Genomic DNA, 12,882 nt, shown 5'->3' on the forward strand with positions numbered 1-12,882 from the left:
GTATAGGAGTCGTTTATGCGTAGTGCGCACCGTCCGATTGACTTGATCGGTCAGACAGACATGATTCGAGTGGCGTCGTTATCGAAGCTCACTGGCTGTGAAATTTGGTTAAAATTAGAATCACAGAACCCCGGTGGCTCGATAAAAGATCGCGCCGCCTTACAAATTATCAAAGATGCGATGGCCAGTGGCGAACTAGAGCCAGGTATGACGGTGGTCGAGGGGACTGCAGGTAATACCGGCATTGGTTTGGCGATTGTGGCTCGTTCACTTGGGCTCAACATGCTGGCGGTTATGCCAAACGATCAGTCGCCAGAAAAAGAGCGCATGATCAGCTTGCACGGTGCGCAGCTAAAAACCGTTGATCCTGTGCCGTTTCGCAATGAAAACCACTTCTATCACACGGCGCGCAAGCTAGCTGAGAGTCGTGATGACTATTGGTGGGCGAATCAGTTTGAAAACACCAGCAATGCGCGTGCTCACTATCTAACCACAGGGCCAGAGATTTGGCAGCAGACGGACGGAGACGTTGATATATTCGTTTCGGTAGCGGGTACCGGTGGCACCATTGCGGGCAATTCGATGTATTTGAAAGAGCGTAAGCAAGACGTGCAAGTTTGGCTCACCGATCCTGATGGCTCAGGCATTTATAGCTACTTGAAGCAGGGCGAGTACGTAGCTAACGGTGGTTCGTTCACTGAAGGCATAGGCATCATGCGCTTAGTCGAGAATTTCAAGCAAGCGAAAATAGATGCGGCGGTCAATCTCCCTGACCAAGACTTGCTGGCGTTGTCGCGCTATGTACGCGATCACGATGCCATTGTCTTGGGCAGTAGTTCAGCGCTTAATCTCGCCGGTGCATTGCAAGCTGCCGCACTGCATGGCCCCGGCAAAACCATCGTCACTTTCGCTTGTGACCTAGGCGAGCGCTCGGCGAGTAAACTCTACAATGAAGATTACCTGAAAGGTCGGGGCTTAAACCTTGAGTTGGAGCCAATTAATGAAATGTTCGCACGCTATCGTGATAGCGGCGAACGAGTTTGGTACAAGCCAAGTTAAGTGAAGCTTAGACGCATGCGGTAGCCATCGGCATGGCCCGGATAGTAATCGTGCAACACATCGACAACTTCAAAGTCATAGCGGCGATAGAGTTCTATCGCCGCTTTGTTATCCACTTTTACTTCTAATGAGAGAGCGCTAGCGCCTTGGCTGCGCGCCAACTCTAGTGCGTGCTCTAACAATTTGCGCCCAACGCCTGTCCCGCGTGCAGCCGCAGCTACTGCAATGGAGTACAAGCGCCAAACACGGCTATTTTTGCGCGTGAGCAATAAGCTGTAACCAAGCAGTTGTTGGGCGTCATGCATGACAAATAACTTAGCGCTCGGGCTTTGCAGTAGACGGCGAAAACTTTGCCTGCCGAGTTGACTGTAATTAAAGGTGGCCGCTTCCAGTGTGACCAAGTCACTCAGATCTGCAAGCGTCGCTTGCCGCAAAGTTTGCGTCATTACTTCTCATCCAAGCGGCGCGCGAAATCTCGCATAATGATGTAATACAGCTCATCGCCCAACAGTAAATCTTCAACCCCAGACTCAATCGAAGGGTTGTCATTAATCTCAATGATCACAGGCCCTTTGTCGGTGACCTTCATATCAACACCATAGAGGCCATCGCCAATCAAGCGGGTGGCTTGCAAAGCGGTTTTGACTACTTCTTTCGGTACCTGATGCACGCCCACGGTTTCAAAACCACCCGACTTACCGCGGCTGCTTGCACTGGCATGGTTGTAGATTTGCCAATGGTTGCGCGCCATGAGGTACTTACAGGCGTAAATGGGGCGGTTGTTGAGCACACCGATACGCCAATCGAATTCAGTACGAACAAATTCTTGCGCCAATAAGATCGTCGATTTTTTGAAAAGATCGGCGGCGATCGCTTTAAGTTCGTCGATATTCTCGGCTTTTTCGACACCAATCGAGAAAGAGCCATCTGGAATCTTTAACACCACCGGGTAACCTAAACGTTCACCAATCGCTTGAAAATCAATCGCTTGTTGGTTTAACAAAAGCTCAGTACGCGGCGTAGGGATCTTATGTTTGTCCAATAGCTCTTTCAGAAAGACCTTATTCGCACATTGCAAAATCGAGTGCGGTGCGTCAATTACAACCATGCCATTAGCTTCAGCTTTCTTGGCAAAATGATACGTGTAATGGTTAATTCGCGTGGTCTCGCGAATAAACAGTGCATCAAATTCCAGCAGCCGATTGTAGTCGTCAGCGGTGATCAGCTCCGCGTCAATATCGGCGTCTTTGGCCGCTTTGATAAACTTCTGCAAGGCTTTCTTGTCGCTGGTCGGTATGGTCTCTTCTGGATCGTGCAAGATCGCCAAGTCGTAGCGGTACTCTTTAGGCGCGCGAGCTTTCCGCCACACGCGTTTACTGAAGCTATCAAGTGCGTTGCCGAAAAAGGTTTGTTGCTCATCATCTAGCTCAGCGAGGTGACCCGCACCAATGTTAGTGATAAACCAACGTCCCTGATGGCTGAACTCAACCCAGAGAATCGGACACGGATAGCGGTCGAAGATCTGTCGGGCAAAGTTGCTCAGTTGTTGATTTTCGGCTTGTCCGAAGCAAATAAGTACGCGTTGCGACGCCGCGGTCGACTGCTGAGCTAAGTACTTACTAATTTGCTTATCGGTATTAGCGGGCAGCACCAATTGATAGTGTGAAAAGTTCGCCAAGTCGTTAATTGTGGTTACCGAAGGCAGAACACGTTGGCCCCGCGCCTCAGCGAGAAGGCTGACATAGTAGCCAGTCGACAAATAGCTTAGGTCGCCGCACAAATTAAGGATTTGCGCACGTGCTTTGGCGTTTTGTTGCAGTAAATACTCACTGGCGGTAACGATAGATTGGCTCGGGTAATAGGGTTGCCAATCGGTAATATCATCAAGGATGATCAAGGCTGCATTTTGCATAAAAGCTCCGCATGAAAATTGCGCGCATATTTAAGGCTAAATTAACGAAAACACAAGTAAAATTTTCGTCGTGTGTTTACAAAAAAAGGGTAGCAGATAAAAACCATTACGCTATGCTTTAAATCAGCATTAACTAAGGGAGCTATCGGATGCTAACTTTATTAGCTAGGCTATTGAAAGCACTCAATTCTGAGTCGGGTGCATGGGCGCTTGCTATCGCCTTCGTGCTTGGAATGATTATGGGATTTACGCCGTTGTGGCGTGTACATAATCTAGTGATCTTACTCGTAGCATTGTTATTCCGAGTCAATCTATCTGGCTTTATTTTGAGTTTTGTCATCTGCTCCGGTTTGGCCTATCTCCTTGATCCCGTTTTCCACGCTATCGGCTTTGCGATTTTATCGGCAGAGAGCTGGCAGCCAGTATGGCAAAGCATGTACGACTCGGCCTTTTGGCGAGTGGTGCAATTTCATCACACCATTACCCTCGGCAGTCTCGTCTTAAGTCTAGCCTTCGCTCCTATTTTGGCGGTCGTTAGTTTCTGGATTGTGAGTCAGTATCGGCGCCGTATTCAGGCTTGGTTTAATAAGTTAAAGATTGTGCAGGCGTTGAAAGCAAATCGCTTTTACACCATTTATGCGAACTTAAAGGGGTAATGAGCATGGAACAGCATACCGTCCGCCGTAGCGCCTTCCGTTGGCCGGGATTAGTCGCCTTCTTGATTATTGTTGGGGTGATTGCAGCATTTTCTTGGTTGTTGCTCGATACTATTTTGAAGTGGTCGCTGGAGCGGACCTTGGGCACTCTCAATGGCGCAGAAGTGAACATTGCACAAGTCGAGCATCAGTGGGTGCCGCTGAAGATTCGTATGAGTGACGTCCAGGTGACCGACCCGGCACAGCCAGAGTACAACCGTGTGGCTATTGGTGAAGTTGCGGGCGAATTGAGTTGGGAACAACTGTTGCTCGGACGCTTCCATTTCGAAGAGGTGGTTAGCACCGGTATTCGTGTGCATACGCAGCGGGATAACGCCGGTGAGGTGTATCAGCTCCCCGATAAGTCGCAGATGCAAAGTTGGTTCGGTGAGAACATGCAAGAGCTGCAACTTTCAATGCCTTCGGTTGATGAAGTCATAGACCGCGTGGATTTGCGCACGCCAACCGCGATTAGCGAAGCGAGACAAAGTTTTGAAACACAGAAACAACGTGTCGAAGGTCTCATCAGCAAGCTACCGAGTAAGGAGCGTCTTGCCGAATATGAAGCCCAAGTTAAAGAGCTGTCTGAAGGAGATATCTCTACTCCAGCGCAGTTGCAGCAGCGCAAAGAGAAGTTCGACAAGTTAAAACAACAGTTCGCCAGCGACAAGGCCGCCATTGAAGAATTTAAAGAAGTGGCGACCACTGCGGTAGCAGAGCTGAAGACGCAAATGCAAAACGTTAAAGAGGCGCCGCAGCATGACCTCGATCGCGTCGGTGAGTTGATGCAGCTCAATAGCCAAGGGCTAAGTGAGATCACCGCGGTGCTGTTTGGTGAGCAGGCGCGCCGTTGGGCTGACTATATGCTCCTCGCTTATGAGCAATTGATGCCGATGTTACAGCGCTCTGCTGACGAAACGGCAGTCAAACCGCCACGCGGCGAGGGCATTTGGTTTTCCTTCACCGGCGCAGATGCGCCGCCGGATTTCTTGATTAAGAAAGCGCGAACTGAGTTTGCAGTCGGGCCTACGGTGCTCGACGTGGACTGGGAAAACATCACCCATCAACATGCACAACTTGGCCAGCCGACGGTGTTCCGTGCCCGTGGTGAAAATAATGCATTGTGGTCGCTGTTACAGCTAAATGGTGAGCTCGCGCTGACTGCCGAAGGTTTCGATGCGCGTCAGCAATGGAAAGTGCAGGGCGTTAACTTAGCTGAAACCGCTTTGAGTCAACGCAGTGAGTTTGCAGCTAAGATCTTGTCGGCGTTGCTCGACAGTGAGGGCAATATCGTGCTGCGCGATAGCCAATTTGATGGTAACGCCATCTTACGACTCGCCAATATGACCATTGATGCGGAAGCCGAGAATCAATGGGCACAAGTTATCGCAAAAGCGCTGGAAAGCTTGAACCGATTGGATATAAATGCCGATATCAAAGGCGCCTTAATGTCACCTGATTTCAAATTAAGTTCTGACCTTGACCGTCAGTTGGGGCAAGCGCTGAAAAGTGCCGCAATGGACGCTGCCGGCAGTGAACTTACGGAGCTTCGACAACGGTTAGCCACCCAGTCAGAGGGTTTTGTCGGTGAGTACGGTGATGATTTAAGTGAGTTATCGGGTTTGCTTACCGATGCAGAAAATCGTGAAGAGCGTCTGCAAAGTTTACTCGAAGCCAAGCTGCAAGATAAGCTCGAAGATAAAGTGAAAGATAAGCTTAAAGGCCTGCTCGGCGGCAACTAAAATCAAGAAAAAAGGGGCGCAATGCCCCTTTTTTAATCACTCTCTAAAAACGTTCGTAAATCTTCTGCTTTGGTCGGAATCGAGAACAATCCATCGAGGTGACCCCAGACGCCCTCTATTTCGGCATACTGAGGATTCTTCCCTTGCTTCTCTAAAATCGTAACCGCCTGTTTGGCTAAGTAAGGTTGTAGCAAGAGGTCATTGGTTGCCGGTAAAAACAATGTTTTTGCTTTGACCTTTGCCAACCCACTCGCTAGATCGCCCTCATGCCCAGCAACAAACAGCTGGTTGGCACGGACGAGGTAAAGTAAGTGGTTACCATCGGCTAAAGGCGCGCGGTTAGCCGAGTTAGCAAACAAATAATCCAGCACAGGAGTGCTTTTAAGCACACTCTCAAGCGCAGTTTCAGGCATCACTTCCGGTTGTGGCGCACGCATGTTCATGATGACTGGATGCATGGCTTGTTGCGTGATCATTGCTAGCGTACTAGTGATTCCTGTCAGTGGCGCCTCGCCCTCATAGTAATCGCCACCGTTGAAGTTAGGGTCATGCTTGATAGGTCGTGCCCAGTGCTCTAAAGCCATAATGGTCCAAGCGTCCATTGCTCCGGCGCCAATCACGGAAACCATGCGCTCGACCATGTCAGGATAGGCAACGGACCATTCTAATGCCTGCAGTGAGCCCATTGAGGCACCCACAACAGCGTGTAACTTATTGATATCTAGACTCTTCAGCAACTCATATTGCACATTCACAAAGTCACGAATAGTTACGACTGGAAAGTCGAGACCGTAAGGCTTCCCTGTTTCTGGATTCAGCGAAGCAGGGCCCGTGGTGATGACGTTCGGATCGTTAGGAAAAGCGTTCACTAAGGTATCGGAACTGATAACAAAGAACTTATTCGTATCAATGGCTTTGCCCGGACCAATAATGCTATCCCAGTAGCCTGGTAAGACGTCGTCAGCGCTGTATTTTCCAGCGGCATGGCTGTTGCCGGAAAAGAAATGCGTGATCAGAATGACATTATCTTTGGCCGTATTGAGCTCACCATAACTCTCCCAACCAACGGTTACTTCTGGAATCACCTCGCCACCTAAGGTGGTGTAGTTGTTAAAGGTAAAGCTTTGCTTCTCGACCAGCAGCGGCTCGGAGGCTTCTTGTGCGGCACAGCTAGCACTAAAAAATACTGCCGAGATCATAAAAATGCTGGTAAATACACGTTGCATCATAGTTTGCATTGGCTACTCCTCGTTCGCGTCCTGCGCTTCAATAAGATAGTTGGCATACTGCTTGCGCAGCTCGTTCTTGACCAGTTTGCCGGTGCCGGTATGGGGCAGGTCGTCGACGATGAGAATGTCATCGGGCATCCACCATTTGGCAATCTTGCCTTGTAGAAAATCGTAAAGCATCGCTTTGTCGAGTTTCTTGCCTTTGTTGGCAACGACTAACAATAACGGTCGTTCGTCCCACTTTGGATGCTTCACGCCAATCACGCAGCTTTCGTTCACTGCAGGGTGTTGGCTACAGATATTTTCAATATCCAACGAGCTTATCCATTCGCCACCACTCTTGATCACGTCTTTTTTACGGTCGACGACTTTCATGTAGCCATGCGCATCAATGACGGCAATATCGCCAGTGGCGAGCCAGCCATCAGCAAAGGTATCAGGGTCGTCGCGCTGAAAATAGCTGCTCGCTATCCACGGGCCGCGTACCCGCAGCTCACCACTGGTCTCGCCATCGTGGGGCTGGGCAACGCCATCGGCATTGACAATCTCCATCTCGACACCGAAACAGGCGCGTCCTGCGGTGGTTTGGATACGGTAGCGCTGCTCTTTTGGCAACGCCATCAGACTCGGTTCAGGTGGTGCTGAGCATGCCAGTGGACCGGTTTCGGTCATCCCCCAAATCGGCTGCCAGTAAACGTCGTAGCTTTCATCGAACGTTTTGACCAAACCTAACGGTGATGCTGCGCCGCCGACGCAAACTCGTTCGAGTGAGGGCACCGCAGCAGCCTTTTCATGTAAATAGTTATGCAGGGTTAACCAAATCGTCGGTACGCCGAGGCCCACGGTGACGTGTTCTTGCGTTATCAGCTCATGCATGTCGGCGCCGCTCATACCGCTGCCCGGTAATACCAGTTTGCTACCCGCCAACGGCGCGGCATAAGGTGCGCCCCATGCGCCTGCGTGGTACATCGCGACCATTGGCATTAGTACGGTGTTCGCACGTAAATCGAGTAACTCGGCACTGGCGGTTGCTTGGGCATGTAGCACCATGGCGCGGTGGGAACTGAGTACGCCCTTCGGATGACCGGTAGTGCCTGAGGTGTAACAGAGCAATGCTGCGGTATCCTCATGCAAGGCAGGCCAAGTGTAATCTGTGGCTTGTTCGAGCAACAGTTGTTCATAGGCATAAAGGGGTTGCTTAACATCACTGAACGCAGGTTGATTCTTGGTATCAGCTAAAACCACAATACCTTTTAGCTTAGGAAGCTGCGCAACCACTTCTGCGGCAAGTTCAGCAAAACAGGCGTCAACAAATAGCCACTGGGCATCGGCATCGGCCATGATCCAGGCAATTTGCTCTGCCAACAGGCGTGGATTGACGGTATGTAGAACCGCACCTATGCCACTTACGGCGTAATAGAGTTCGAGGTGGCGGTAGGTATTCCAAGCCAAGGTGGCAACACGGTCACCAGGCTGAATGTTGAGCTTGGCCAGGGTGTGAGCTAATTGGCTGGTGCGGGCATAGCAATCAGCATAGGTATAGCGATGAATATCGCCTTCGATGCGGCGACTGACGATTTCTTGCTGTGGGTGCCGGCGCACGCCATGACGGAGTAAATCTATAATGAGCAATTGGCTTGGCTGCATTGCTGCAGCCATCACTGGAGCGGATTGCGGTGTTGTTTCAAACATATGTTACGGCCTTCGCTTAAAACAGGTGAAATTAGAAGAAGTTGAACAAGGCAATAGCAATGCTCAAGCCAATAAACGGCACTACGACAGTAACGGCCGCCACGGGCCAATAGGCTGCCTGATGGGTCTCACCACAGATTGCCCGAATTGTGGTCACCACGTAGCCGTTGTGTGGCAACGAGTCTAATGCACCCGATGAGATAGCCACGATACGGTGCAACTGATCGGCGTTGACCCCTTGCTCCATATAATGAGGTCCAATTTCCGGTAGCGCGATGGCCTGACCGCCCGATGCGGAACCAGTTAAGCCAGCGATAACGCTAACTGCAACCGCAGCACCGACTAGTTCGTTACCTGGAAGGCTGGTCATAAAGGTCACCGCATCGGCAAAGGCTGGTGTGACTTTCGCAATGCTGCCAAAGCCAACCACAGCTGAGGTATTACCGATGGCAATAAGTGCGCCGGTAGAAGCTTCACCAATCGCCCGTGACATATTCTGGAAGTAGCGAAAGTTGATGATTGCGATGGCAAGAACACCGCCACTTAAGGCAATAATCAAAGCATTTTGCTTGAGGTCTTCATGAAATAAAAAGCTCAGGGTGAGCACGACAATCAACGGTACTAAGCCGCTAAACGGTGAGGGTAATTTCCGTTCAACGAGCTTTGGGTCACCCTCGCGTTGTTGAAAGCTCTCGCCACGAGAAACTGCAGCTTTGATCATTTTCGACAGCCACCAGTAGCCCAACACGAACATAATGACGGCGACCACTAAAGAAACTTCCCAAGCGGCGTAAGGTGAAGTACCGAGGTACTGAATCGGGATCCAGTTCTGAATTTCTGGTGAACCGGCCGAAGTCATAGTAAAGGTGACCGAGCCAAAGGCTAATGCAGCTGGAATGAAGCGTCGCGGTAGGTCGGCATCTTTGAACAATGCCAGAGCCATGGGGTAAACCGAGAAAGCTACGACAAAAACGCTCACGCCACCATAGGTCAAAATTGCACAGGCTAAAACTACGGCAAGGACTGCCTGGCTTTTACCAAGCTTGCCAATAATCCAATGGGCAACGCTATCTGCGGCGCCGGTATCTTCCATAAACTTACCGAACAGCGAACCAAGTAAGAACATGAAAAACCAAGCGGCAACAAAGCTAGCAAAGCCGTCCATGTAGGCACTGACAAAGTTAATGTCGCCTTGAAACAGTGGCACTCCACTGGTGAGGGCGACGATAACGGCGCACAATGGCGCACTGATAAACAGGTTCATGCCGCGCAAGGTAAGGACTATTAAAAGTACCAGACCGCCGACTAATCCAATCATGCTTAACATGCATTACCTCGTTGTTATTATTTTTGACAGCAACATCATGCGTGAGACGCGGTAGAATTTACATAGTACTAACGTACAGAATACAAACTCGATTCTTTGCGCTAGGGTAAGCCTGCCATAAAAAAAATGTGCTACGACAGCACGTAACGATAACAGTACAACAATAACAGTTACCGGGAGAATGACATCATGAGTCAACCCAAGTTTCGACATTCCTTGCTGGCTTTAGCCGTCGCGTCAGTGGTCAGCATGCCTGCGTACGCGCAACAAGAAGCGCAAAGCGAAGAAAATGAAGCGAAAGCGCTTGAGCGTATTGAAGTAACCGCACGCCGTAAAACAGAAAGTCTGCAAGAGGTTCCGGTTTCGGTGTCTTCATTCAGTGCTGGCGATCTTACAGACGTTGGTGTTGAGGACATCACAGAGCTCCAACAACGTATTCCGAATGCTACTATTCAGGTCAGTCGTGGTACCAACTCAACCCTGACTGCCTACATTCGCGGTGTTGGCCAACAAGATCCTTTGTGGGGCTTCGAACCTGGCGTAGGTGTCTACATCGATGACGTTTACATGGCGCGGCCACAGGGTGCGGTATTGGAAGTCTTCGATCTTGAGCGTATTGAGGTTTTACGTGGCCCGCAGGGAACTCTTTACGGTAAGAACACCATCGGTGGCGCGTTAAAATACGTGACTAAAGAGTTGACCGGTTACGATGAGCTGTCGATTCAAGGCACTGTAGGTAGCTACAACCAGCGCGATATCAAAATTTCGGGACAAACTGCCATCAGCGACAATCTTTATGTTGGCGCAGCGGTGGCTTCTCTGCAACGTGACGGCTTCGGTGAATACGTTAACACCGGTGAAGATAACTACAATAAAGATCTACTCACCTATCGTATTTCAGCCAAGTGGCTGATCAATAGCGATATGGATCTGAAGTTTTCTTATGACAAAACCGAAGATGACTCGAATGCGAAGGGTGCCTATCGCCTACAAACTAGCGCCGTAACGGGTCAAGAACCTTATGACGACGTTTATAACTCGAATACTGCAATGCCGGTTGATAACTTGGTTGAAACCGAAGGCTGGTCACTTATCTATAATTGGGATGTGAACGCTAATTGGGGCTTCAAGTCGGTAACCGCGAGTCGTGAGGGTTATACCAACACCAATATCGACTTTAACTCGACAGGTGAGCCGATCTTCATGGTTCCAGCAATTTATGAAGATGAGCAATTCACCCAAGAATTCCAGTTAAGCTATACCAACAACCGTGACTTTGATTTCGTTGGCGGTGTCTATTTCTACGACGGTGAAGCTTGTGGTGTATTCGGTACCGTATTGCCAATGTACCTTGCTGCATTAGGTGGGGTTACCGTGGATAACGGCGGTTGTGTAGATACTGATAGCCTTGCATTCTACGGCCAAGGTACCTACCAAATGAACGACGATTGGAGCCTTACGCTCGGTGGTCGTTATACCAAAGACGAAAAAGAAGCAGATGTCTTCCGTTACACCTACCTAGGTGTGCACTACATCAATGATGGAAGTGTTGGTACGCCTTACGATCCGGCACAAGTACGAGCAGCTTATGGTGACCCATTCGCGGTGAACTCTGAATTCACGAGTGGTGGTGATTGGAGCCGTTTCTCGCCGCACGTTGCGGTCAACTTCCAAGCGACTGACGACGTAATGCTTTATGCAAGCTACAGTAACGGCTTTAAGTCGGGCGGTGTGGATATGCGGGCTGACAAGTCGCTCAACCCAACCATTGATGAGCCGTATGATCCAGAAATCGTGGATACCTTCGAATTTGGTTTGAAGTCAGAGTTGCTAGATGGCCGCATGCGCTTGAACAGTGCGGTGTTCTTCTCGGATTACACCGATATGCAAGTCACTGTGCAGCGTGTAGTTGAAGCAGGTATCTCATCGCAAGTCTTGAATGCGGGTGAGTCAACGGTGAAAGGTTTTGAAGTTGAAACCGTCTTTGCTGCGACCGATAGTCTTAACTTTACGGCAATGTTAGGTTACATCGATGCTGAATTCGATGCGGTGGTTTACACTGAACCGGCTACCGGCGAAACAACGGATGTGACTGACGCATGGTCGTTCCAAAACACACCTGAACTGACCTACAACATCGGTTTTAACCAGACCTTTGACCTCGAAAGTGGGCAAATCGTATGGTCGGGTAACTATGCTTACCGCGATGACGTACAAATGTTTGAAGCAGCATCGCCGCTGGACCAAGATAGCTATGGTCTGCTCAATACCAGCGTGGTGTGGTACTCAAATAGTGGTCAATGGAGTGTGGGCTTGCACGGTAAAAACCTGACCGATGAGGAGTATCGCGTAGGTGGCTATAACTTTGGCCCGACCTTCGGTGATGACGCCATCGTTGGTTACTACGGTGACCCACGTACTGTCTCCCTGTCAGTGGGGTATAAGTTCTAAACCCCTCTGTTACAAGTGGTTACTTACTCACAGGGAATTGCGAGTAGGTAACCACTGACTTTTCTCTCTGGACACGCTAGCATGGTCATCAGTCTTCACCAATCCGATACAACTATGGCTCGAGCTGTTATTGCTGATGATCATCCTTTATTTCGCGCGGCGTTAAAGCAGGCACTTGGCGAAACACTTTCAACCGATATTGCCGAGGCCGCGAGCTTCCCGCAATTGCTTGAAGTTCTTCAGCAGCAACCGCAACTCGAGTTGGTGCTACTCGACTTGTCGATGCCGGGTAACAAAGGGCTTTCGGCCATCACCTCGCTGCGTAGTCGCTATCCCGACATTTTGGTAGTGGTGGTTTCGGCGAATGAGCAACTTCCGGTGATCCGTCAAGCAATGGCTTTTGGCGCCAGTGCTTATATCCCCAAATCCATGCCCTTAGCAGAGTTACAGGCTGCCATTCACCATGTTTTAGCGGGTGATACTTGGCTGCCAGCGCACCTGCGAGATGCTATTGCCAATGATGAAAGTGCGCCCGAGGTTGATTTTGCGCAGCGTTTAGAGCTTTTGACGCCACAACAATACCGTGTATTGGAGTGTTTGGCGGATGGCTTGTTGAACAAACAAATCGCCTATGAGCTTAATGTGCAAGAAACCACGATTAAACAGCATGTTTCGGCCATTCTACGTAAACTAGAAGTCACCAATCGTACGCAAGCAGGTATTGTGTTTAAGCAAATGCTCAGCGTGCCGGATCAACACCAAGAATAAGCCTGCG

10 protein-coding genes are annotated in these 12,882 nt (G+C 49.9%); 5 read left to right on the forward strand and 5 right to left on the reverse strand.

Going from position 1 to position 12,882, the window contains the following annotated elements; translation table 11 throughout:
- Positions 1 to 15: 15 nt before the first annotated feature.
- Positions 16 to 1,059, forward strand: a complete 1,044-nt coding sequence (locus CWE21_RS08715; RefSeq protein ID WP_126834052.1) for a cysteine synthase A — start codon at positions 16 to 18, stop codon at positions 1,057 to 1,059.
- Here the strand turns inward: CWE21_RS08715 and CWE21_RS08720 are convergent.
- Positions 1,056 to 1,505 (reverse strand): GNAT family N-acetyltransferase, encoded by a 450-nt coding sequence (locus CWE21_RS08720; protein WP_126834053.1) that lies wholly within the window; start codon positions 1,503 to 1,505, stop codon positions 1,056 to 1,058. The genes CWE21_RS08715 and CWE21_RS08720 overlap by 4 nt on opposite strands.
- Positions 1,505 to 2,971: a RimK family protein gene (locus CWE21_RS08725; RefSeq protein ID WP_126834054.1), complete on the reverse strand. Its 1,467-nt coding sequence runs from the start codon at positions 2,969 to 2,971 to the stop codon at positions 1,505 to 1,507. Before CWE21_RS08725 ends, CWE21_RS08720 begins: the two co-directional genes overlap by 1 nt.
- 149 nt (positions 2,972 to 3,120) lie before the next feature.
- Here CWE21_RS08725 and CWE21_RS08730 point away from each other — a divergent pair, with 149 nt between their 5' ends.
- Complete coding sequence (locus CWE21_RS08730; protein ID WP_126834055.1) at positions 3,121 to 3,627, forward strand: TIGR03546 family protein; 507 nt, start codon at positions 3,121 to 3,123, stop codon at positions 3,625 to 3,627.
- A gap of 5 nt (positions 3,628 to 3,632) precedes the next feature.
- Positions 3,633 to 5,408, forward strand: coding sequence for a TIGR03545 family protein (locus tag CWE21_RS08735; RefSeq protein WP_157982749.1), 1,776 nt, complete (start codon positions 3,633 to 3,635; stop codon positions 5,406 to 5,408).
- 32 nt (positions 5,409 to 5,440) lie between these two features.
- Here CWE21_RS08735 and CWE21_RS08740 read toward each other — a convergent pair whose 3' ends face one another.
- The 3 genes from CWE21_RS08740 to CWE21_RS08750 are packed head-to-tail and all read right to left on the reverse strand — an operon-like array spanning position 5,441 to position 9,656.
- A complete protein-coding gene (locus CWE21_RS08740) occupies positions 5,441 to 6,637 on the reverse strand; it encodes an E22 family MetX-like putative esterase (RefSeq protein ID WP_420821129.1) in 1,197 nt (398 codons plus the stop codon).
- 12 nt (positions 6,638 to 6,649) lie between these two features.
- Positions 6,650 to 8,329 (reverse strand): long-chain fatty acid--CoA ligase, encoded by a 1,680-nt coding sequence (locus CWE21_RS08745; protein WP_241970262.1) that lies wholly within the window; start codon positions 8,327 to 8,329, stop codon positions 6,650 to 6,652.
- A 31-nt stretch (positions 8,330 to 8,360) separates the two neighbouring features.
- On the reverse strand, positions 8,361 to 9,656 hold the full coding sequence (locus CWE21_RS08750) for a GntP family permease (protein WP_126834057.1): 1,296 nt from the start codon (positions 9,654 to 9,656) through the stop codon (positions 8,361 to 8,363).
- Positions 9,657 to 9,845: 189 nt separating this feature from the next.
- Between CWE21_RS08750 and CWE21_RS08755 the strand changes: the two genes are divergently transcribed.
- Both CWE21_RS08755 and CWE21_RS08760 read left to right on the forward strand, forming a co-directional pair.
- Positions 9,846 to 12,107 (forward strand): TonB-dependent receptor, encoded by a 2,262-nt coding sequence (locus CWE21_RS08755; protein ID WP_126834058.1) that lies wholly within the window; start codon positions 9,846 to 9,848, stop codon positions 12,105 to 12,107.
- Positions 12,108 to 12,188: 81 nt separating this feature from the next.
- Entirely contained in the window at positions 12,189 to 12,875 is a 687-nt protein-coding gene (locus CWE21_RS08760; protein WP_420821127.1) for a response regulator, read from the forward strand.
- Positions 12,876 to 12,882: the final 7 nt, after the last annotated feature.

It is taken from the genome of Pseudidiomarina aquimaris (assembly GCF_003987395.1).
Classification (GTDB): domain Bacteria; phylum Pseudomonadota; class Gammaproteobacteria; order Enterobacterales; family Alteromonadaceae; genus Pseudidiomarina; species Pseudidiomarina aquimaris.